This is a genomic window from Enterobacter sp. MGH 33 (genome assembly GCF_000534535.1).
Taxonomy (GTDB): domain Bacteria; phylum Pseudomonadota; class Gammaproteobacteria; order Enterobacterales; family Enterobacteriaceae; genus Enterobacter; species Enterobacter hormaechei_C.
Genome location: NZ_KI973212.1, coordinates 171,197 through 192,590 on the forward strand (window position 1 = coordinate 171,197; position 21,394 = coordinate 192,590).

Annotated in this window: 18 protein-coding genes and 1 rRNA gene; 11 read left to right on the top strand and 8 right to left on the bottom strand. The window is 53.4% G+C overall.

Translation table 11 applies throughout. The annotated features are described in order from the left end of the window. The first annotated feature begins 8 nt into the window (after positions 1 to 8). The 3 genes from L379_RS22960 (at position 9) to ompL (ending at position 3,620) form a co-directional block, all read left to right on the top strand. Entirely contained in the window at positions 9 to 1,391 is a 1,383-nt protein-coding gene (locus tag L379_RS22960) for an MFS transporter (protein ID WP_006808723.1), read from the top strand. Positions 1,392 to 1,434: 43 nt separating this feature from the next. Then, positions 1,435 to 2,859: an MFS transporter gene (locus tag L379_RS22955; protein WP_017382668.1), complete on the top strand. Its 1,425-nt coding sequence runs from the start codon at positions 1,435 to 1,437 to the stop codon at positions 2,857 to 2,859. Between the two features lie 74 nt (positions 2,860 to 2,933). Next, entirely contained in the window at positions 2,934 to 3,620 is a 687-nt protein-coding gene (gene ompL, locus L379_RS22950) for a porin OmpL (protein WP_003861929.1), read from the top strand. 80 nt (positions 3,621 to 3,700) lie between these two features. On the opposite strand, the gene typA is transcribed toward ompL, so the two are convergent. Further along, on the bottom strand, positions 3,701 to 5,524 hold the full coding sequence (typA, locus tag L379_RS22945; RefSeq protein WP_032652008.1) for a ribosome-dependent GTPase TypA: 1,824 nt from the start codon (positions 5,522 to 5,524) through the stop codon (positions 3,701 to 3,703). Between the two features lie 377 nt (positions 5,525 to 5,901). On the opposite strand from typA, the gene glnA reads away from it, so the two are divergent. The 4 genes from glnA to L379_RS25750 all read left to right on the top strand — a co-directional run bounded on the left by glnA (position 5,902) and on the right by L379_RS25750 (position 10,173). Beyond that, on the top strand, positions 5,902 to 7,311 hold the full coding sequence (glnA, locus tag L379_RS22940) for a glutamate--ammonia ligase (RefSeq protein WP_003861925.1): 1,410 nt from the start codon (positions 5,902 to 5,904) through the stop codon (positions 7,309 to 7,311). 167 nt (positions 7,312 to 7,478) lie between these two features. Continuing rightward, positions 7,479 to 8,528 carry a nitrogen regulation protein NR(II) gene (gene glnL, locus L379_RS22935; protein WP_032652009.1) on the top strand — a complete coding sequence of 350 codons (1,050 nt, stop codon included), beginning with the start codon at positions 7,479 to 7,481 and terminating at the stop codon, positions 8,526 to 8,528. 11 nt (positions 8,529 to 8,539) lie between these two features. Continuing rightward, on the top strand, positions 8,540 to 9,952 hold the full coding sequence (gene glnG, locus L379_RS22930) for a nitrogen regulation protein NR(I) (protein ID WP_003861919.1): 1,413 nt from the start codon (positions 8,540 to 8,542) through the stop codon (positions 9,950 to 9,952). A 110-nt stretch (positions 9,953 to 10,062) separates the two neighbouring features. Then, positions 10,063 to 10,173, top strand: a complete 111-nt coding sequence (locus L379_RS25750; protein ID WP_017382667.1) for a YshB family small membrane protein — start codon at positions 10,063 to 10,065, stop codon at positions 10,171 to 10,173. 101 nt (positions 10,174 to 10,274) lie between these two features. On the opposite strand, the gene hemN is transcribed toward L379_RS25750, so the two are convergent. Both hemN and yihI read right to left on the bottom strand, forming a co-directional pair. After that, positions 10,275 to 11,648 carry an oxygen-independent coproporphyrinogen III oxidase gene (gene hemN / locus L379_RS22925; protein WP_032652012.1) on the bottom strand — a complete coding sequence of 458 codons (1,374 nt, stop codon included), beginning with the start codon at positions 11,646 to 11,648 and terminating at the stop codon, positions 10,275 to 10,277. 188 nt (positions 11,649 to 11,836) lie between these two features. Continuing rightward, positions 11,837 to 12,352 (bottom strand): Der GTPase-activating protein YihI, encoded by a 516-nt coding sequence (yihI, locus tag L379_RS22920; RefSeq protein WP_015569898.1) that lies wholly within the window; start codon positions 12,350 to 12,352, stop codon positions 11,837 to 11,839. A 579-nt stretch (positions 12,353 to 12,931) separates the two neighbouring features. Between yihI and yihA the strand changes: the two genes are divergently transcribed. Continuing rightward, positions 12,932 to 13,561: a ribosome biogenesis GTP-binding protein YihA/YsxC gene (gene yihA / locus L379_RS22915; RefSeq protein ID WP_003861913.1), complete on the top strand. Its 630-nt coding sequence runs from the start codon at positions 12,932 to 12,934 to the stop codon at positions 13,559 to 13,561. A gap of 312 nt (positions 13,562 to 13,873) precedes the next feature. On the opposite strand, the gene polA is transcribed toward yihA, so the two are convergent. Further along, positions 13,874 to 16,666, bottom strand: coding sequence for a DNA polymerase I (gene polA / locus L379_RS22910; protein ID WP_032652015.1), 2,793 nt, complete (start codon positions 16,664 to 16,666; stop codon positions 13,874 to 13,876). Between the two features lie 439 nt (positions 16,667 to 17,105). On the opposite strand from polA, the gene L379_RS22905 reads away from it, so the two are divergent. After that, positions 17,106 to 18,014 carry an acyltransferase gene (locus tag L379_RS22905; RefSeq protein ID WP_032620765.1) on the top strand — a complete coding sequence of 303 codons (909 nt, stop codon included), beginning with the start codon at positions 17,106 to 17,108 and terminating at the stop codon, positions 18,012 to 18,014. A 22-nt stretch (positions 18,015 to 18,036) separates the two neighbouring features. On the opposite strand, the gene dsbA is transcribed toward L379_RS22905, so the two are convergent. The 3 genes from dsbA to L379_RS22890 all read right to left on the bottom strand — a co-directional run bounded on the left by dsbA (position 18,037) and on the right by L379_RS22890 (position 20,019). Next, complete coding sequence (gene dsbA / locus L379_RS22900) at positions 18,037 to 18,660, bottom strand: thiol:disulfide interchange protein DsbA (RefSeq protein ID WP_003861908.1); 624 nt, start codon at positions 18,658 to 18,660, stop codon at positions 18,037 to 18,039. A 27-nt stretch (positions 18,661 to 18,687) separates the two neighbouring features. Then, positions 18,688 to 19,674: a serine/threonine protein kinase gene (locus tag L379_RS22895; protein WP_023295647.1), complete on the bottom strand. Its 987-nt coding sequence runs from the start codon at positions 19,672 to 19,674 to the stop codon at positions 18,688 to 18,690. A gap of 75 nt (positions 19,675 to 19,749) precedes the next feature. Beyond that, positions 19,750 to 20,019: a YihD family protein gene (locus L379_RS22890; RefSeq protein WP_003861904.1), complete on the bottom strand. Its 270-nt coding sequence runs from the start codon at positions 20,017 to 20,019 to the stop codon at positions 19,750 to 19,752. A gap of 68 nt (positions 20,020 to 20,087) precedes the next feature. Between L379_RS22890 and mobA the strand changes: the two genes are divergently transcribed. Together mobA and mobB are read left to right on the top strand one after the other, a co-directional pair. Then, entirely contained in the window at positions 20,088 to 20,672 is a 585-nt protein-coding gene (mobA, locus tag L379_RS22885; protein ID WP_017694040.1) for a molybdenum cofactor guanylyltransferase MobA, read from the top strand. After that, positions 20,669 to 21,172 carry a molybdopterin-guanine dinucleotide biosynthesis protein MobB gene (mobB, locus tag L379_RS22880; RefSeq protein WP_017694039.1) on the top strand — a complete coding sequence of 168 codons (504 nt, stop codon included), beginning with the start codon at positions 20,669 to 20,671 and terminating at the stop codon, positions 21,170 to 21,172. The genes mobA and mobB overlap by 4 nt, the downstream gene beginning before the upstream one ends. Positions 21,173 to 21,271: 99 nt before the next feature. Here the strand turns inward: mobB and rrf are convergent. Continuing rightward, positions 21,272 to 21,387: ribosomal RNA gene (rrf, locus tag L379_RS22875) — 5S ribosomal RNA — on the bottom strand. Positions 21,388 to 21,394: the final 7 nt, after the last annotated feature.

The window sequence follows — 21,394 nt, forward strand, 5'->3', positions numbered from 1 at the left end:
GAACAATAATGAGTCAACATACTTCTGATCCGGCAACCCTGCGCCTGCCGTTTAAAGAAAAACTCGCCTACGGGATGGGCGATCTCGGCTCTAACATCCTGCTTGATATCGGCACGCTGTATCTGCTGAAGTTCTACACCGACGTCCTGGGGCTGCCTGGCACCTACGGCGGGATTATCTTCCTGATTGCGAAGTTTTTTACCGCCTTCACCGACATGGGCACCGGGATCATGCTCGATTCCCGGCGCAAGATCGGCCCGAAAGGGAAATTCCGCCCGTTCGTGCTGTATGCAGCCTTCCCGGTAACGTTGCTGGCGATAGCTAACTTCGTCGGCACACCGTTTGAAATTACCGGTAAAACGGTGATGGCGACGGTGCTGTTCATGCTGTACGGCCTGTTCTTCAGCATGATGAACTGCTCCTACGGCGCGATGGTGCCCGCCATTACCAAAAACCCGGACGAGCGTGCTTCGCTGGCCGCCTGGCGCCAGGGCGGCGCCACGCTGGGTCTGCTGCTCTGTACGGTGGGCTTTGTCCCGGTGATGAACCTGATTGAGGGCAACGACCAGCTTGGCTACATCTTTGCCGCCACCCTCTTCTCGCTGTTCGGGTTGTTCTTTATGTGGTGGTGCTATAAAGGCGTAACCGAGCGTTACGTCGAGACGCAGCCTGCTAACCCGGCGCAGAAACCGGGGCTGTTGCAGTCGTTTCGCGCCATCGCCGGGAACCGTCCGCTGTTTATCCTGTGCATCGCTAACCTGTGCACGCTGGGCGCCTTTAACGTTAAGCTCGCCATTCAGGTCTACTACACGCAGTACGTACTGAACGACCCGATCCTGCTGTCGTACATGGGCTTCTTCAGCATGGGCTGTATTTTTATCGGCGTCTTTATGATGCCCGGCGCGGTGCGGCGCTTCGGTAAGAAAAAGGTCTACATCAGCGGGCTGACGATTTGGGTGGCAGGCGATCTGCTTAACTACTTCTTCGGCGGCGGCTCGGTGAGCTTTGTGGCGTTCTCCTGCCTGGCGTTCTTCGGCTCCGCGTTCGTGAACAGCCTGAACTGGGCGCTGGTCTCCGATACCGTGGAGTACGGCGAGTGGCGCACCGGCGTGCGCTCCGAGGGGACGGTCTACACCGGCTTTACCTTCTTCCGTAAGGTATCCCAGGCGCTGGCGGGCTTCTTCCCGGGGATCATGCTCACGCAGATCGGCTATGTGCCCAACGTGGTGCAATCCGCCGGCACGGTTGAAGGGCTGCGGCAGCTGATATTTATCTATCCGAGCCTGCTGGCGGTCATCACCATCGTGGCGATGGGCTGCTTCTACAACCTTAACGAGAAGATGTATGTGCGCATCGTGGAAGAAATTGAGCTGCGCAAACGTACGGCATAAATGACGTGATTGAGCGCCCTGCGGGGCGCTTTGAGGATCGACCATGACACATAATACTGATCCGTTAACCCTGAAATTGAGCCTGCGAGAGAAGTGCGCCTACGGGATGGGTGATTTTGGCTCGAACCTGATGCTGTGTATTGGCACGCTGTATCTGCTGAAGTTTTACACGGACGAGCTGGGCATGCCCGCGTTCTACGGCGGCATCATTTTTCTGGTCGCCAAGTTCTTTACCGCGTTTACCGACATGCTGACCGGGGTGCTGCTGGACTCCCGGCGTAATATCGGCGCGCGGGGCAAATTCCGGCCATTCATTCTCTACGCCTCCGTTCCGGTGGCGCTGGTGGCCACGGCGCAGTTTATGGCCAACGACTTTAGCCTGACGGTGAAAACGGCCCTCGCCACCGTGCTCTTCATGATGTTTGGCCTCTGCTACAGCCTGATGAACTGCGCCTACGGTGCAATGGTTCCGGCCATCACCAAAAACCCGAACGAGCGCGCGCAGCTTGCGGCGTGGCGTCAGGGCGGCGCAACGGTAGGACTGTTGCTCTGTACTGTCGGCTTTATGCCGATTCAGGCGCTGTTCGTCAGCCAGCCCTCACTCGGCTATCTGGTGGCCGCGCTGGTGTTCGTCACCGGGGGACTGTTCTGCATGTGGTGGTGCTACAGCGGGGTGAAAGAGCGCTACGTCGAGCTTACGCCCGATCACCATAAGCCCGGCATTCTGAAATCGTTCTGCGCGATTTTCCGCAATCCGCCGCTGCTGGTGCTGTGCATCGCCAACCTGTGTACCCTCGCCGCGTTTAACATCAAGCTGGCGATTCAGGTCTATTACACCCAGTACGTGCTGAACGATCTGCATCTCCTGTCGTGGATGGGCTTTTTCAGCATGGGTTGCATTCTGATTGGCGTGTTTCTGGTGCCTGGCGCGGTGAAGCGCTTTGGCAAGAAGCCGGTCTATCTGGGCGGGCTGACGCTGTGGGCGGTGGGCGACGTGCTGAACTTCGTCTGGGGAACCAGTTCCCTGCTGTTCGTGCTCTTTTCCTGCATGGCCTTTTTCGGCACCGCGTTTGTGAACAGCCTGAACTGGGCGCTGGTGCCGGATACGGTTGATTACGGCGAGTGGAAAACCGGGATCCGCGCCGAAGGGTCGGTGTATACCGGCTATACCTTCTCGCGCAAAATCTCCGCGGCGCTGGCCGGTTTTCTGCCCGGTATCATGCTGACCCAGATTGGCTATGTTCCCCATGCCGTACAGAGCGCAGGCACGCTGCTTGGGTTGCGCCAGCTTATTTTCCTCTGGCCGTGCGGCCTGGCGATCGTTGCCGCCGTGACCATGGGGCTGTTTTATAAACTCAACGAAGCGCGCTTCGCCTTTATTATCGAGGAGATTGGAAAACGGAAAAAACAGACAGCAAATACCCCTGAGATAACCACCAACAATAAAGCGTCAGCAGTCACTTTATAACAATAAATCCGGCCACTATGTCCTTCCTGTTTATCAGGAGGGAGGCCTTTCTGTACCTGATACATGGACAAATTATGAAAAGAATCATTACTGTACTGATCGTGTCGTCTGTGTCCTGCCCGGTTTTTGCCGGGGCCTATGTCGAAACGCGCGAAGCCTACAACACCGCCTCTGAGCTGCACGAAGTGATCCTGCGTGCAGGCTATAACTTCGATATGGGCGCGGGACTGATGTTCACCAACGCTTATAACGTGGGGAAATGGGACGAACTGAAACACAGCTATAACGAAATCGAGGGGTGGTATCCACTCTTCAAACCGACCGACAAACTGACCTTCCAGCCCGGCGGCTTGATTAATGACAGCAGCGCAGGATCAGGTGGCGCGGTTTATTTAGATACTAACTATAAATTTACGGACTGGTTTAATCTGACGTTCCGCTATCGCTATAACCATAACAATTATGATACGCCGGACTATAACGGGCAGATGGATAAGAACGACACGCATGAATTCGCCAACTACTGGAATTTCAAAGTGACGGATGCGTTTTTCTACACCTTTGAGCCGCACTTTTTCCAGCGGGTGAATGATTACCACAGCAAAAATGGCAAAGATCATCACTGGGAAATTACCAATAAATTCAGCTATAAGATCGACAGAAACTGGCTGCCGTATCTTGAGCTACAGTGGCTGGACCGATGGAATGATTACAACCGCGAGCAGTACCGGATCCGTTTAGGGTTGCGGTATTCGTTCTAATAAAAAAAGCCGCTGATCGCTCAGCGGCTTTTTCGTTGCCGGGTGGCGCTTGCGCTTACCCGGACTACGGCATAACCGAATTAGTCTTCTTTCGCACCGCGCATAGCACGTTTACGATCGTTCTCGGTCAGGTGACGTTTACGGATACGAATTGACTGAGGCGTCACTTCGACCAGTTCGTCATCATCGATGAATTCCAGAGCCTGCTCCAGCGTCATCTTGATCGGTGGAACCAGAACCGTTGCTTCGTCAGTACCGGACGCACGCATGTTGGTCAGTTTCTTACCGGTCAGGCAGTTTACCGTCAGGTCGTTAGAACGGCTGTGAATACCGATGATCTGGCCTTCGTAAACTTCAGCACCGTGGCCAAGGAACAGCTTACCGCGATCCTGCAAACCGAACAGCGCAAACGCAACCGCTTTACCCTGACCGTTGGAGATCAGCACGCCGTTGTTACGCTGGCCCACTTCGCCCGGACGAACGTCGTCGTAGTGGCTGAAGGTGGAGTACAGCAGACCAGTACCGGAAGTCATGGTCATGAACTCAGAACGGAAGCCGATCAGGCCACGGCTTGGGATCACGTAGTCGAGACGTACGCGGCCTTTGCCATCTGGATTCATGTTTTTCAGGTCGCCTTTACGCTCACCCAGTGCCTGCATCACAGAACCCTGGTGCTGTTCTTCAACGTCCAGCGTTACGTTTTCGAATGGCTCTTGTTTACGGCCATCGATTTCGCGGAAGATAACTTTCGGACGGGAAACCGCCATCTCGAAACCTTCACGACGCATGTTCTCAATCAGAACAGACAGGTGCAGCTCACCACGACCCGAAACGCGGAATGCATCAGCGTCTTCGGTTTCTTCAACGCGCAGCGCAACGTTGTGCACCAGCTCTTTGTTCAGGCGGTCAAGGATCTGACGAGAGGTAACAAACTTACCTTCTTTACCACAGAACGGAGAGGTGTTGACGTTGAAGAACATGGATACGGTTGGTTCATCAACGGACAGGGCTGGCAGCGCTTCGACGTTCTGCGGATCGCAGATGGTGTCGGAGATGTTCAGTTCACCCAGACCGGTGATGGCGATGATGTCGCCCGCTTCAGCGATGTCGCTCTCGATACGCTCAAGACCCAGGTGAGTCAGAACTTTACCGACTTTACCGTTACGGGTTTTGCCTTCGCTATCGATGATAGTGACCTGCTGGTTAGGCTTCACTTTACCGCGCTTGATACGACCAATGCCGATTACGCCAACATAGTTGTTGTAGTCGAGCTGAGAGATCTGCATTTGCAGGGTGCCTTCCAGGTCAACGTTTGGCGCAGGAACGCGGTCAACAATCGTCTGGTACAGCGGAGTCATGTCTTCCGCCATGTCTTCGTGATCCAGACCGGCGATACCGTTCAGCGCAGACGCATAAACGATAGGGAAGTCCAGCTGTTCGTCGGTCGCGTCGAGGTTAACGAACAGGTCGAAGACCTGGTCAACAACCCAGTCAGGACGCGCGCCAGGACGGTCAACCTTGTTGATCACAACGATAGGTTTCAGGCCGTGGGCAAATGCTTTTTTGGTCACGAAGCGCGTTTGCGGCATAGGGCCATCAAATGCGTCAACCACCAGCAGCACGGAATCCACCATGGCCATCACGCGCTCAACTTCACCACCGAAGTCGGCGTGCCCTGGGGTATCAACGATGTTGATACGGTAGTCATTCCATTTGATAGCGGTGTTTTTGGCGAGGATGGTAATCCCACGCTCTTTCTCCAAATCGTTGGAGTCCATCACACGCTCTTGAGTTTCGGCACGAGCATCAAACGTACCGGACTGCTGTAGCAGCTTATCAACCAGGGTAGTTTTACCATGGTCGACGTGCGCGATGATGGCGATATTACGCAATTTTTCGATCACAACTTTGCCTCAGGCATTTAGAAATAGCGCGTTATTGTACACGGATTAATCGCACTACAAAACAGGATCACAAACATCCCCCGCAAACAAGTATTGCAGAGATGCTTTGTGATCGCTTTCACGGAGCGGTAAAAGGGCACTTTAACGTAAATTGCACCAATATGGTGCTCGATGTTCACACAGAAGCACTATAATGGTGCAACAAATCCAATGTGGTGCAGCCCTTCTGCACTATGGTGCGCATGATAACGCCTTTTTGGGGTGTTTTAAAAGTTGGCACAGATTTCGCTTTACAGAAATACAGTAAAAATATGGCAGCCCAGCCGATTTGAAGACCTCGTTACCACGACGACAATGACCAATCTGGAGAGTTAAGTATGTCCGCTGAACACGTTTTGACGATGCTGAACGAACATGAAGTGAAGTTTGTTGATCTGCGCTTCACCGATACCAAAGGTAAAGAACAGCACGTCACGATCCCTGCTCATCAGGTGAACGCCGAATTCTTTGAAGAAGGCAAAATGTTTGACGGCTCCTCCATTGGCGGCTGGAAAGGCATTAACGAATCCGACATGGTTCTGATGCCAGATGCAACCACTGCGCTCATTGACCCGTTCTACGAAGAACCTACGCTGATCATCCGCTGCGATATCCTGGAACCTGGCACGCTGCAAGGCTATGACCGTGACCCACGCTCTATCGCAAAACGCGCTGAAGAGTACCTGCGTTCTACCGGTATCGCAGACACCGTTCTGTTCGGGCCAGAGCCAGAGTTCTTCCTGTTCGATGACATCCGTTTTGGTGCTTCCATTTCTGGTTCCCACGTCGCTATCGATGACATCGAAGGCGCATGGAACTCTTCCACCAAATACGAAGGTGGTAACAAAGGTCACCGTCCGGGCGTGAAAGGCGGTTACTTCCCGGTTCCTCCGGTCGATTCTTCACAGGACATCCGTTCTACCATGTGTCTGATCATGGAAGAGATGGGCCTGGTTGTTGAAGCGCACCACCACGAAGTGGCAACGGCTGGCCAGAACGAAATCGCAACCCGCTTCAACACCATGACCAAGAAAGCGGATGAGATTCAGATCTACAAATACGTTGTGCACAACGTTGCGCACCGTTTCGGTAAAACCGCGACCTTCATGCCAAAACCCATGTTCGGCGACAACGGTTCCGGTATGCACTGCCACATGTCCCTGTCCAAGAACGGCACCAACCTGTTCTCTGGCGACAAATATGCGGGTCTGTCTGAGCAGGCGCTGCACTACATCGGCGGTGTTATCAAGCACGCTAAAGCGATCAACGCCCTGGCGAACCCGACCACCAACTCCTACAAGCGTCTGGTCCCAGGCTACGAAGCACCGGTGATGCTGGCTTACTCTGCCCGTAACCGTTCTGCTTCTATCCGTATCCCGGTGGTGGCGTCTCCGAAAGCGCGTCGTATCGAAGTGCGCTTCCCGGACCCGGCGGCTAACCCATACCTGTGCTTCGCAGCACTGCTGATGGCCGGTCTGGACGGTATCAAGAACAAGATCCACCCGGGCGAAGCCATGGACAAAAACCTGTACGACCTGCCGCCAGAAGAAGCGAAAGAGATCCCACAGGTCGCCGGCTCGCTGGAAGAAGCCCTGCAAGCGCTGGATGCAGACCGCGAGTTCCTGACCGCTGGCGGCGTGTTCACCGATGAAGCAATCGACGCTTACATCGCGCTGCGTACCGAAGAAAACGACCGCGTTCGCATGACGCCGCACCCGGTTGAGTTCGAACTGTACTACAGCGTTTAATTGATTTGTTTTACCCGGCGCATACGCGTCGGGAGTAGTTGCCGTGGAAACTTTAGCCCATCTTCGGATGGGCTTTTTTCTCCACCAACAACCTGATCTCACGCGCTTTTTACCTCTAAAACGCTATACTGCACTAAAATAGTGCAACGACTCCAGGAGACTGCTGAATGGCAACTGGCACGCTGCCCGATGCTGGGCAGATCCTCAATTCTTTGATTAACAGTATCTTGCTGGTCGACGACGAGCTGGCGGTGCATTACGCCAACCCGGCGGCGCAGCAGCTGCTCGCTCAAAGCGCCCGTAAACTGTTTGGCACGCCGCTGCCTGAACTGCTGAGCTATTTCTCGCTGAATATTGGCCTGATGCAGGAGAGTTTGCAGGCGGGTCAGGGCTTCACCGATAACGAAGTGACGCTGGTGATTGACGGACGCTCGCATATTTTGTCCCTCACCGCACAACGCCTGCCAGATGGCATGATTCTGCTGGAAATGGCGCCGATGGATAACCAGCGTCGTCTCAGCCAGGAGCAGCTTCAGCATGCGCAGCAGATTGCGGCGCGCGACCTGGTGCGCGGGCTGGCTCATGAGATCAAAAACCCGCTGGGCGGCTTACGTGGTGCGGCACAGCTTTTGACCAAAGCGCTGCCTGACCCTGCCCTGGCGGAGTATACCAACGTCATTATCGAGCAGGCGGACCGTCTGCGTAATCTGGTCGATCGCCTGCTCGGGCCGCAGCAGCCGGGGATGCATATTTCAGAAAGCATTCACAAGGTCGCGGAGCGGGTGGTGAAACTCGTCTCTATGGAGCTGCCGGATAACGTCGCGCTGGTGCGTGATTACGACCCAAGCCTGCCGGAGCTGGCGCACGATCCGGACCAGATTGAACAGGTGCTGTTGAACATTGTGCGTAACGCGTTGCAGGCGCTGGGCCCGGAGGGGGGCGAAATTATTCTGCGTACCCGCACCGCGTTCCAGCTGACGCTGCACGGCGTGCGTTATCGTCTGGCGGCACGTATTGATGTGGAAGATAACGGGCCGGGGATCCCGCCGCATCTTCAGGACACCCTGTTCTACCCGATGGTCAGCGGTCGCGAAGGCGGCACCGGGCTGGGGTTATCCATAGCCCGTAATTTGATTGACCAACACTCCGGCAAAATTGAATTTACCAGTTGGCCGGGACATACCGAGTTTTCGGTTTTCCTGCCGATTAAAAAATAAAGGTGACGTTTATGCAACGAGGGATAGTCTGGGTAGTCGATGACGATAGCTCCATCCGTTGGGTGCTTGAACGCGCGCTCACAGGAGCGGGATTAAGCTGCACGACGTTTGAGAGCGGCAGCGAAGTGCTCGACGCACTCACCACCAAAACGCCGGACGTTCTGCTCTCGGATATTCGCATGCCGGGCATGGACGGACTGGCGCTCTTAAAGCAGATCAAACAGCGCCACCCCATGCTTCCGGTCATCATAATGACCGCCCACTCCGACCTGGATGCCGCCGTTAGCGCCTACCAGCAGGGGGCGTTTGATTACCTGCCAAAACCGTTTGATATCGACGAAGCCGTTGCCCTGGTCGAACGCGCCATCAGCCACTATCAGGAGCAACAGCAGCCCCGCCACGCGCCGGATTTCGGGCCTACGACGGACATCATCGGTGAAGCGCCGGCCATGCAGGACGTGTTTCGCATCATCGGGCGTCTGTCGCGCTCGTCTATCAGCGTCTTGATTAACGGTGAATCAGGGACCGGTAAAGAGCTGGTTGCGCACGCCCTGCATCGCCACAGCCCGCGGGCGAAAGCGCCTTTCATCGCCCTGAACATGGCGGCGATCCCCAAAGATTTGATTGAATCTGAGCTGTTCGGCCACGAAAAAGGGGCGTTTACCGGGGCAAATACCATTCGTCAGGGACGCTTTGAACAGGCTGACGGCGGAACGCTATTCCTGGATGAAATCGGCGATATGCCGCTGGATGTTCAGACCCGACTGCTGCGCGTGCTGGCAGATGGCCAGTTTTACCGCGTGGGCGGCTATGCGCCGGTGAAGGTGGACGTGCGTATTATTGCCGCGACGCACCAGAACCTGGAGCTGCGCGTGCAGGAGGGGAAATTCCGTGAGGATTTATTCCATCGTCTGAACGTGATCCGCGTCCACCTCCCGCCGCTGCGCGAGCGTCGGGAAGATATCCCGCGTCTGGCGCGCCATTTCCTGCAAGTGGCGGCCCGCGAGCTGGGCGTGGAAGCCAAGCAGCTTCATCCGGAAACGGATGCCGCCCTCACCCGTCTGGCGTGGCCGGGCAACGTGCGTCAGCTGGAAAACACCTGTCGCTGGCTGACCGTGATGGCCGCCGGACAGGAAGTGTTGATTCAGGATCTCCCCGCCGAGCTGTTTGAAGCCACCGTGCCCGAAAGCACCGCCGGACATGCGCTGCCGGACAGCTGGGCGACGCTGCTGGCGCAGTGGGCAGATCGCGCGCTGCGTTCCGGTCATCAAAATCTGCTCTCCGAAGCGCAGCCTGAGATGGAGCGCACGCTGTTGACTACCGCGCTTCGTCATACCCAGGGCCACAAACAGGAAGCGGCTCGCCTGTTGGGATGGGGTCGAAACACCCTGACGCGCAAGCTGAAAGAGCTGGGAATGGAGTGATCTTACTCCGCTGTGTAAAGGTTACTAATTGAGCGCAAAGTGCCGTTATTTTGCGCTTTACTGTTCCGATGAGTTTTGTATGATCGTGCCCGGAAACAGGGGGGAGCATCATGCTGGAATCATTAGTGACTTTGCTTTCGAGCGGAGCAGCAGAAAGCCACACGCCACAAACTGCCGTTGCGGCGGTATTGTGTGCGGCACTGGTTGGGCTGTTTAGCTAACGAGCTGTCGATGAAAAGCCGGGTGGCGCTTTGCCTTACCCGGCCTACATCTCGCACTTAAGTAGGCCGGGTAAGGCAAAGCCGCCACCCGGCATTACAGCTCAAATCACCCGCGAGAACTGCTGTAAACGCGCCTTCTGACGCAGATAGGCATCGAAGCACATGCAGATATTACGAATCAACAGACGTCCTTTCGGCGTGACGACAACCGCACTCTCCGACACATCCACCAGCCCGTCTTTCGCCAGCGGCGCCAGAAGCTTCAGGTCTTCGGCAAAGTAATCGCTGAATTGCAGATCCCATTGCGACTCCACCTCGCGAAATTCGAGACGGAAGTTGCAGATAAGCGCCTTAATCACATCACGACGGATGCAGTCGTCGCGCGTTAGCGCAATGCCGCGCCACAGCGCGTTGCCGGTTTCGTCTATCTGCTGATAGTACAGCTTCAGCTCTTTCTGATTCTGGGCGTAGCAGTCGCCAATCATGCTGATGGCGGAGACGCCCATTCCGAGCAGATCGGTATCGCCCTGGGTAGTGTAGCCCTGGAAGTTACGGTGGAGAACACCTTCGCGCTGGGCAATCGCCAGTTCATCGTCAGGGCGGGCAAAGTGATCCATGCCGATAAACTGATAGCCGGTTTCGGTCAGCGAGGCTATGGTCTCCTGCAAAATGTCCAGCTTCTGCTGGGCGGAAGGCAGATCCGCATCTTTGATTTTGCGCTGAGCGGCGAACAGCGTCGGCAGGTGCGCATAGTTAAAGACGCTCAGACGGTCCGGGTTAAGCTCAGCCACGCGTTTAAGCGTGTAGGCGAAGCTCTCCGGCGTCTGCTTCGGCAGGCCGTAAATCAGGTCTATATTCGTTGAGGTAAAGCCGATTTCACGCGCATGGTTGAGTAAGGCAAAGATAAACGCTTCGTCCTGCTCGCGGTTTACCAGGCGCTGTACTTCTTTGTTGAAGTCCTGTACGCCCATACTCAGGCGGTTGAAACCTTCGGCGCGTAAATGATCCAGCACATCCAGCTCGATTTCACGCGGATCGACCTCGATCGAAATTTCGGCGTCGTCGTTAAAACTAAAATTGCCGCGCAGCAGCGCCATCAGGCGGCTGATCTGCGCTTTATTCAGATAAGTTGGCGTACCACCGCCCCAGTGAAGCTGGCTGACGTGACGCCCTTTAAACAGCGGTGCGCGGTGCAGAATTTCCTGTTCGAGCGCATCGAGGTATTGATCGGCTTTGTGCTGCTGGCGGGTAACGATTTTATTGCAGCCGCAGAAGTAGCAGAGCTTATGGCAGAACGGAATATGGACGTAGAGCGACAGCGGGCGCTCGGGATAGCGCGCCACAGCTTGCTGAAAATGCGCCTCGCCGAAAGCGTCAGAAAACTCCAGCGCGGTGGGGTATGAGGTATAACGCGGCCCGGAATAGTTATATTTCTGGATCAGGGCCAAATCCCAGTCGATAGATGGTACAGACATGCTCACTCCTTCCGTTGGTGTCGCGTTCGTATACGGCGGCCCGTTCTGGTCCCGTTGCGGGCCATCATTCGGGTGCGCAGCCACTTCTGTCGCCGCGACAACCGCCGTAGTTTAACGAATAACCACACCAGATAACATATAACCGGAAGGGTTATAAGCAGGACGAGTGTACCTGCCGGGTGCAAATGTTAGTTTCCACCTTTCAGCAGACGCATCATATCTTCCTGCTTTTCGTCTTCCTCTTCGTCTTCTTCATCATCGTAGGACAGACCCAGCTTCTGCATCAGTTCATCAATGCGGTCCAGTTTGGCGTCCACCCAGGACTGCTCTTCAGCGGTCAGGGTTTCACCCTCTTCAAGACGTTCCAGCAGCGCATCCAGGCGCTCATCGTTCTCCAGCATATCCAGCTCAGCCTGCGGTGAAAGCATAGGTTTCTCGCTCTTTGGTTTGTGCTGCTTAGTGACCGGCGTGTCTGTCACGCCCAGTGGAATGGGAGTTTTACTGCCGATACGAGGATCTTTCTGCTGTTTGCCTTTTGCAGAAGCGCCTGCGGCACCGCCACCGTTAGCACGGCTACCCGCAGCATGGCCACGATGTTTTTTATCGCGTTTGCGATCGCGCGCTTCCTGATTCAGTTCTTCGCGCGTTTTGCGGCGTGCTTTTGCAGGGCGTTTCACGCCCGCAGCGGAGGTCGGTTTTTTCATGATGTTTTATCTTTAAGTCGTTTTCTTCAGTATAGAATTGCGGCGAAATCTAGCAGAAAGCAAGCAAAGAAAAAAGGCGACAGAGCAATCTGTCGCCTTTTTTCCTGACTCACAACCCTTAACGGGTCAGACATTCCCTGTTTGCCTGCAACAAACCCTGTTTATCCCTTGGCTACTACCGTCCGTGATACGGTTCCGTTTCCTGTTAAAAACGCCTCCAGGCGCCGGTCGTCCTGACAATCCTGAGTCTTCGCCTCCTGGCGCTCCTGACCCTTATCCTTAAGTCGTTATCCTGTTGGCATCCTCGCCCTGGCACACACTTTACCTTGTTCCCTTAAACTAACAAGCTATGAAAAGGTACAAAACCGGATTTTCAGATAATTACTCATTAATAACTCTTTGAATTTTAATATTTTGAGTTTTTTAGCGCCTGCGATTTCTCTTAAATTTCTCATACGCTTTAGGGCAGATCTCTTACATTCCGTAGGGCTTTCACTTACATGTCAATGACGAAGGGAAAAGCCTTTTGCCCGCATTCAGGTATAATCCCCGCAGATTACGATTTTTGGAGACGACCACGTGACTACCTGGAACTACCAACAGACGCATTTTGTCACCAGTGCGCCCGATATTCGCCACCTGCCCTCAGACACAGGGATTGAAGTGGCATTTGCTGGCCGCTCCAATGCGGGAAAATCCAGTGCCCTGAATACGCTCACCAATCAGAAAAACCTGGCGCGTACCTCGAAAACACCTGGCCGTACTCAGCTGATTAACCTGTTTGAAGTGGCTGAAGGCAAACGCCTGGTCGATTTACCGGGCTACGGTTACGCGCAGGTACCGGAAGAGATGAAGATCAAATGGCAGCGTGCGCTGGGCGAATACCTGGAAAAACGCATGTGTCTGAAAGGTCTGGTGGTGCTGATGGATATTCGTCATCCGCTAAAAGATCTCGACCAGCAGATGATTGACTGGGCGGTGGCAAGCGATATTGCGGTGCTGGTGCTGCTGACAAAAGCGGATAAGCTGGCAAGCGGCGCGCGCAAGGCGCAGGTGAACAAGGTTCGTGAAGCGGTGCTGGCATTCAACGGTGATGTACAGGTTGAACCGTTCTCCTCGCTGAAAAAGCAGGGCGTGGATAAACTGCGACAGAAGCTCGACAGCTGGTTTAACGATCTGGAACCGGCGACTGAAGCGGAAGCAGAGTAACAACAGGCGCGGCGATGACCGCGCTTTTTTTCGCCTGAAACTTTCTTTGCCGCAATAAAAAACGCCCCAGTCATTACTGACTGGGGCGGCTAAAATATTCAGCCAAATCCGATTACGTGAAGTAAAAGGTCTGAAAGATAGAACATCTTACCTCTGTACCCTACGTCGTTAACTCTACTCTTTTTTTATCGCTGGACAAAGCACTTTTTGTAGTTTTTTTTCATTCTTTACATAGGGAATTCTAATGATCGTCACAAAACGCGCGTACTTATGTTGCTTACTTACATAAAACGCGCGTTATTCCGATAACCCTTAGTGAGCCTGATCCCAGTTTTCGCCGCTACCCACTTCCACCAGCAATGGTACGTCCAGCTTCATGCTGTTTTCCATCAGTTCATGGATCTTCTGAGAGACCGTCTCCAGATCGTCTTTATGAACTTCAAAGACCAGTTCATCGTGTACCTGCATGATCATTTTCACGCGCGGTTTCTCTTTTTCGAGCCAGGCATCGACGGCAATCATTGCGCGTTTAATGATGTCCGCCGCAGTGCCCTGCATAGGGGCGTTGATCGCAGCACGTTCAGCACCAGCCCGGCGCGCGGCGTTGCTGGATTTGATGTCCGGAAGGTAGAGACGACGGCCATCCAGCGTTTCAACGTAGCCTTTCTCTTTCGCCTGTGCGCGGGTACGTTCCATATATTCCAGCACGCCCGGATACCGCTCGAAGTAGAGATCCATATACTTCTGCGACTCTTTACGCGGGATATTGAGCTGGCGTGAAAGACCAAAGGCACTCATGCCGTAAATCAGACCGAAGTTGATCGCTTTTGCACTACGACGCTGCTCGTTTGTCACGCTCTCCAGCGGCAGCCCAAACACTTCGGCAGCGGTTGCCCGGTGGATGTCCTTCCCTTCGGCAAAGGCCGTCAGCAGGCCTTTGTCGCGTGACAGGTGCGCCATAATACGCAGTTCGATTTGCGAGTAGTCCGCGGAGACAATCAGATAATCCTCTGGCGCAATGAAAGCCTGGCGAATACGGCGGCCCTCTTCATTACGCACCGGAATGTTCTGAAGGTTAGGATCGGTTGACGAAAGTCGCCCGGTCGCCGCCACAGCCTGGTGATAGGAGGTGTGCACGCGGCCCGTTTTCGGGTTGATCATCAACGGCAGTTTGTCGGTATAGGTCGATTTCAGCTTAGCCAGACCACGGTATTGCAGAATAACTTTTGGCAGCGGATAGTCCAGCGCCAGCTCTTCCAGCACCTCTTCAGACGTTGAAGGGGCGCCACCCGGGGTTTTCTTCAGCGGCTTGATACCCTGTTTTTCAAACAGGATGGTTTGCAGCTGTTTCGGTGAAGACAGGTTAAATGCCTCGCCAGCAAGCTCATGAGCCTTCTGTTCAAGCTCGGTCAGGCGCTGCGCCAGCTCACCAGAGTGGTTATGCAGCACCGTTGGGTCGATTTTAACGCCATTGCGCTCAATGCGGGACAGCACAGGCACCAGCGGCATCTCAATGTTCTGGAACACATTCAGCGGCCCTTCGTGCTTCTGCAATTTCGGCCACATTTTGAGATGCAGCTGTAGCGTGACGTCAGCGTCTTCCGCGGCGTAGCGGCCTGCTTCTTCCAGCGCGATCTGGTTAAAGGTCAGCTGATTTTTGCCCTTACCGGCAATTTCTTCAAAGGTGATGGTTTTGTGTTTCAGCCAACGATCGGATAAGGAATCCATATCATGGCGGCCCGCCACGCTGTCCAGAATGTAAGATTCCAGCATGGTGTCAAAAGCGATACCACGCAGCTCAATGCCGTAGTTTTGCAGAATACCGCGGTCGTACTTCAGGTTTTGCCCGACCTTCAGCGCTTTCTCGTCTTCCAGAATCGGCTTCAGCAGTTCAAAGGCGCGCTCGCGGGAGATTTGCTCCGGCGCATCCAGATAGTCGTGAGCCACCGGAACATAGGCTGCAATACCCGGCTCCGTTGCGAATGACAGGCCCACCATATTAGCCGTAATGTTATCAAGGCTGTCTGTTTCGGTATCGAAAGCAAATACTGGCGCTTTTTTCAGCTTTTCAATCCAGGCGATGAGCCGTGACTCTTCAAGGATGGTTTCATAGTTGTCGAAGGAGAGCGCTGCCGCCTCTTCTTCTGCCTGCTCTTCGGCATCGACAACGATGGTCTCTTTCGGCTTCGCCGCAGGTTTAGCCCCTTTCGCCTGAAGCCATTTCCCGGCTTCAACATCCGCGGTCCAGCGTTTAAATTCGTATTTTCTGAACAGGCCAAGCAGTTCGTCGGCGGCGGGTTCCTGCACTTCCAGCTGCTCGCAGGTAAGCTCCAGCTCTACGTCAGTTTTGATGGTGGCCAACTGATAGGAGAGATAAGCCACCTCTTTGTTATCGGCGAGCTTTCCGGCCATGGTTTTTGCGCCACGGAAGGTAAGACCGGCAATTTTGTCGGGTTCTGCATACAGCGTATCCAGCCCGCCCAGCCCTTGCAGCAGCGCCTGAGCTGTTTTTTCGCCTACGCCCGGTACGCCAGGAATGTTATCCGAGGAATCGCCCATCAGGGCGAGGAAATCAATAATGAGCTCTGGCGGCACGCCATATTTGGCGACCACTTCTTCCGGGCCAAGAATGGTGTTTGTCATGGTGTTGATCAGCGTGATCCCGGGCGTTACCAGCTGCGCCATGTCTTTATCACCGGTACTGATCAGAACCGGGCGGCCTGCTTTTTCCGCTTCGCGCGCCAGGGTACCAATTACGTCATCAGCTTCAACGCCTGAGACCGCCAGCAGTGGCAGCCCCATCGCTTTCACCATAGCGTGCAACGGTTCAATTTGCGCACGCAGATCGTCAGGCATAGGGGGACGGTGAGATTTGTAATGCTCAAATAATTCATCGCGGAAGGTTTTACCCTTCGCATCAAACACCACGGCCGCATGGGTTGGGTGGTATTGCAGAATCAGGCTGCGAAGCATATTCAGCACGCCGTACATTGCGCCGGTAGGTTCCCCTGCGCTGTTGGTCAGAGGAGGAAACGCATGATACGCCCGATACAGGTAAGAAGAGCCATCGACGAGTATAAGTGGGTTTTCTGGGATCTGAACCATAATGTCCGTGCCTTTTATGAATTTATGGGTAAAGGATGCCACAGAAGGATGAAAACATCAGGTTTTAGCGCTTTATACAGAAAAAGATTTTGCGATCGGGAAGATCGCTCGCAAAACAAAACTGTGGATAAGTTTGTGCATATTTTTAATACAGGTGAATAACAGCTTTATAAAAGTGATACTGAAAACTTATTTATATAATAAAATCAAAGCATTGCTATAAGATCACTTAAGATCGCGCTTCACTGATGTTTATTTAGTCTATGTGGATATAAGACTTAAGCACTCTGTCTATATGCAAAAATTCGCTGCCTGGCAGGAAAAGCCGCAGCCTCCTGGTGTGAAACCGCCCTGGTCTGAGCGAATTTCTGATAAGATCGGCGCCCAGCACCGGATAGCCGGCTGCTCAATTACAGCTAACTATCTGAATAAATTCATTATGTCGAGAATACTCGCAGCGATAACATTATGGTTAAGCGTCATTTTAACTATTCTGGTTACCATCGCCTGTTCTGTGCCAATCATCGTTGCCGGAATAATTAAACTTCTGCTGCCTGTCCCTCCGGTATGGCGCGCGGTGTCTGCTTTTTGTAATTTTATGATGTACTGCTGGTGTGAAGGGCTGGCGATCCTGCTGCATCTGAACCCCTGGCTGAAGTGGGATGTTCAGGGGCTGGAGAAGCTGAACAAAAAGAACTGGTATCTGCTGATCTGCAATCACCACAGCTGGGCCGACATCGTTGTATTGTGCGTACTGTTTCGCAAACACATTCCGATGAACAAATACTTTCTGAAACAGCAGCTGGCCTGGGTGCCTTTCATTGGACTGGCCTGCTGGGCGCTGGATATGCCGTTTATGAAACGCTATTCACGCAGCTATTTAATTCGTCATCCGGAACGCCGCGGTAAGGACGTGGAAACCACGCGCCGTTCTTGCGAGAAGTTTCGCGCGCATCCCACCACCATTGTTAACTTCGTCGAAGGATCGCGCTTTACCGAAGAGAAGCGCCAGCAAACTCGCTCTCCTTATCAGAACCTGTTGCCGCCAAAGGCTGCGGGCATCGCAATGGCGCTCAACGTGCTGGGTGAGCAGTTCGATAAATTGTTGAACGTAACGCTCTGCTATCCGGAAAACGACAGGACGCCATTCTACGATATGCTCAGCGGCAGGCTGACGCGTATCGTTGTCCGCGTTGATCTGATGCCCGTCAACACTGAACTGCACGGGGATTATGTCAACGATAAAAACTTCAAACGTCGTTTCCAGCTTTGGCTTAATACACTCTGGAAAGAGAAAGACGAGCAGATAGCTAAGATTAAATCTTCATACAAAAACGCCGGTCAGTGACCGGCGTTTTTCTTTATGTTTGTTACTTTTTCTCAACCAGGTATTTCACGGTATCAGCGTACTGTTGTACGAAGATATCCATGCTGGTCGTGTCCATACCACGCATATTCACCTGGTATTTGCCGTTAACATACATCGCCGGCACGCCCTGCAACTGGAAGTCAGCGGCAGCTTTTTCCTGCTGTGCCACGAGAGATTTCACCACGAAACTGTTCCAGGCAGCGTCGTAGTCTTCACCTTTAACACCGGCATCCACGAACACTTTACGGATATCTGCCGTAGTTTGTACGGTCTGGGTTTTCTGTACGGCTTCAAACATAGGCGCGGTGATCTTATCTTCCACACCCAGCGCAATCGCGACCGCCCATGCCTGAGTCAGATCTTTACCCAGTGGGCCAAGGAACTCAACGTGGTATTTCGTCATTTTGGTGCCTTCCGGCAGCTTTTTCTTCACGTTGTCAGAAACATGAAGTACCTGCTCAAACTCGTAGCAGTGCGGGCAGTAGAAGGAGAAGAACTCCAACACCTGAGGCTCGCCAGCAACAGGCTTGTCCAGCGTAATGTACTGCTTGCCGTCGGTAAACTGCGCAGCAGTTGCGCTAAATGCCAGAATCATACCAGCCAGCGCCAGCCAAATTTTTTTCATGATTAACTCTCTCCTGGGTGTGTCCAATTAATACATCGGCGTTAATTGCAAAGGGGGTTCCTGTAGAACCTTAACCTGCGCGGTAAATGTGGATATCTGGTTGCGCCAGTAATCCTCCCCGGTAAGCCAGGGGAAATTTCGGGGAAAAGCCGGGTCTTCCCAACGCCTGATTAACCACGCGAGATAATAAACAAATCGCATCGCACGTAAAGGTTCTATCAAGGCAATTTCGTCTGAATTAAAGGGGCTAAATTCTTCATAAGCTTCAATTATGGTCTCAAGCTGCATGCGCTGCTCGGCTTTATCACCGTTGAGCAGCATCCACAGATCCTGCACCGCGGGTCCCATACGTGCGTCATCAAGATCGACAAATAGTGGGCCATCGCGCCAGAGAATATTCCCGGCGTGGCAGTCACCGTGCAGGCGCAGAGTAGTAATATCATCCCGCCAGCAGGCTTTTACAGCATCAATAAGCTTATCGGTCGCCGTGAGGAAATTATCCTTTAGCGCATTCGGGATCAGCGCCGATGTTTCGAATACCTGTCGCGGCTCAATAAGATATTCCTGAACACCAATCGTCGGACGGGCAACAAACGGTTTTTTACGTCCCGTCTGATGAATGCGCCCCAGATAGCGGGCAACCCATTCCATCTGATCTATATTATCTGCCTCAAACTGTCTTCCGCCCAGGCTCGGAAATACCGCGTAGTAAAAGCCCTGATGGGTCAGCAGCGTTTGGTTATTGAATTTAATGGGTGCCGCAACGGGAACATCGTCATCCAGCAGATCGTGGGCAAACTGATGCTCTTCCTGAATTTGTTCTGCGGACCAGCGCTGTGGACGGTAAAACTTTACGACAAAGCGCTGGCGCTCTTCGTCCTGAAATTGGTAGACACGGTTTTCGTAGCTGTTTAAAGGGGTTAACCCGGAATCCACCCGAATACCCTGTTCGAACAGCGCATCCATAATGGTATCCGGGTGTAATGTCTGGAAAGTAAAAGCCTGGTCGTTCATCCGATCATCCGGAAATTATACGAATGATTCAGGATATCATCTTGTGGCGATTTCGGTGGCTCCGCTTACAAGCTTTTACTCTTTAATTACGCCTCGGGCACGCAGTAATGCGGTTTTAAAATCCTCTTCATAATCTTTCTGAATGCCAGGAATAACAGCATCTTTAGCCGAGTCACGCATTTTCAGGTGATAGATCAGGATGTCGTCAGAAAGGTCTGCCAGTTCACCATCAAAACCTGACTCTTTCGCCAGTTTCTGTAAAAATTGCATCAGATTCAGCTCTGGCTCTTTTTGCCAGGCCGGCTGGAGAAGCTCAATGACTTCATTAAGACGTTTACATTTCATGGTAGTGCTCCTTTCATTTAGAGAGACACGTTAGCAGGGTCAATCCCACAATAAAAGAGGCGATATTCGTGAATCAATGCCAGGAAATCATCGGAGTTGTTCTGGCCGGGGGCAGGGCAACGCGAATGGGCGGAAAGGATAAGGGGCTTCAGCTCCTGAACAACACACCATTATGGCAGCATGTTGCTGATACGCTTGCAGATCAGGTGTCCTCGATGGCGATCAGCGCTAACCGACATGTTGATATTTATCAGCGCAGCGGGTATCCGGTTTATCAGGATAACCTGGTGGACTACCCCGGTCCGCTGGCGGGAATGCTTTCCGTTATGCAGCAGTCGCATGGAGAGTGGTTTCTCTTTTGTTCATGTGATACGCCCTTCATCCCGTCCTGCCTGGTTGAACGTCTGGTGCAGCGGCGCGGTGGTGCTCCCGTCGTCTGGGTACACGACGGTGAACGCGACCATCCAACGATCGCATTGATTAATCGCTCGTTAATATCCGCGCTGGAAGATTACCTGGCCGCAGGAGAGCGACGCGTTATGGTATTTATGCGTCAGTCCGGAGGGCATTCCGTTGATTTCAGCGACATGAAATCGGCGTTTGTGAATGTAAACACGACGGAAGATTTGCAGATAATGCAGGAGAAGAAATGATACCCGTATTAGCGATCTCTGCCTGGAGTGGCACCGGGAAGACTACGCTGCTAAAAAAACTAATACCTGCACTTTGCGCCAAAGGCATTCGTCCCGGATTGATTAAGCATACGCACCATAACATGGATGTCGATAAGCCGGGGAAAGATAGCTACGAGCTGCGTAAGGCTGGCGCTGCACAAACGATGGTGGCGAGTAACCAGCGCTGGGCGTTAATGACAGAAACACCGGATGAAGCACCGCTGGATCTCGCTTATCTTGTCAGCCGGATGGATCACTCCACGCTGGATCTGGTGCTGGTTGAGGGGTTTAAGCATGAGGCCGTGCCTAAGATCTTGCTGTTCAGAAACGGCGCCGGGCATGATGTTAGCGAACTAATGCTGGATGAGCATGTGATTGCCGTGGCCAGTGACGTTGCGTTGTCGCTGGAAGTACCGGTTCTGGATTTGAATAATGTGGAGGGGATTGCAGCGTTTATTTTGGCGTGGTGTGCAGTCTGAGATCTGCCGGGTGGCGGCTTCGCCTTGCCCGGCCTGCCGTTTTTCAACAAACAAACGCAAAAAGGCCATCCTTCCGGATGGCCTCTTCACTTGTTTGATGCCTGGCAGTTCCCTACTCTCACATGGGGAGACCCCACACTACCATCGGCGCTACGGCGTTTCACTTCTGAGTTCGGCATGGGGTCAGGTGGGACCACCGCGCTAAAGCCGCCAGGCAAATTC

Coding starts and splice junctions, on each gene's coding strand:
- L379_RS22960 (WP_006808723.1), top strand. CDS start 9: ATGAGTCAACATACTTCTGATCCGGCAACCCTGCGCCTGCCGTTTAAA.
- L379_RS22955 (WP_017382668.1), top strand. CDS start 1,435: ATGACACATAATACTGATCCGTTAACCCTGAAATTGAGCCTGCGAGAG.
- ompL (WP_003861929.1), top strand. CDS start 2,934: ATGAAAAGAATCATTACTGTACTGATCGTGTCGTCTGTGTCCTGCCCG.
- glnA (WP_003861925.1), top strand. CDS start 5,902: ATGTCCGCTGAACACGTTTTGACGATGCTGAACGAACATGAAGTGAAG.
- glnL (WP_032652009.1), top strand. CDS start 7,479: ATGGCAACTGGCACGCTGCCCGATGCTGGGCAGATCCTCAATTCTTTG.
- glnG (WP_003861919.1), top strand. CDS start 8,540: ATGCAACGAGGGATAGTCTGGGTAGTCGATGACGATAGCTCCATCCGT.
- L379_RS25750 (WP_017382667.1), top strand. CDS start 10,063: ATGCTGGAATCATTAGTGACTTTGCTTTCGAGCGGAGCAGCAGAAAGC.
- hemN (WP_032652012.1), bottom strand. CDS start 11,648: ATGTCTGTACCATCTATCGACTGGGATTTGGCCCTGATCCAGAAATAT.
- yihI (WP_015569898.1), bottom strand. CDS start 12,352: ATGAAAAAACCGACCTCCGCTGCGGGCGTGAAACGCCCTGCAAAAGCA.
- polA (WP_032652015.1), bottom strand. CDS start 16,666: ATGGTTCAGATCCCAGAAAACCCACTTATACTCGTCGATGGCTCTTCT.
- L379_RS22905 (WP_032620765.1), top strand. CDS start 17,106: ATGTCGAGAATACTCGCAGCGATAACATTATGGTTAAGCGTCATTTTA.
- dsbA (WP_003861908.1), bottom strand. CDS start 18,660: ATGAAAAAAATTTGGCTGGCGCTGGCTGGTATGATTCTGGCATTTAGC.
- L379_RS22895 (WP_023295647.1), bottom strand. CDS start 19,674: ATGAACGACCAGGCTTTTACTTTCCAGACATTACACCCGGATACCATT.
- L379_RS22890 (WP_003861904.1), bottom strand. CDS start 20,019: ATGAAATGTAAACGTCTTAATGAAGTCATTGAGCTTCTCCAGCCGGCC.
- mobB (WP_017694039.1), top strand. CDS start 20,669: ATGATACCCGTATTAGCGATCTCTGCCTGGAGTGGCACCGGGAAGACT.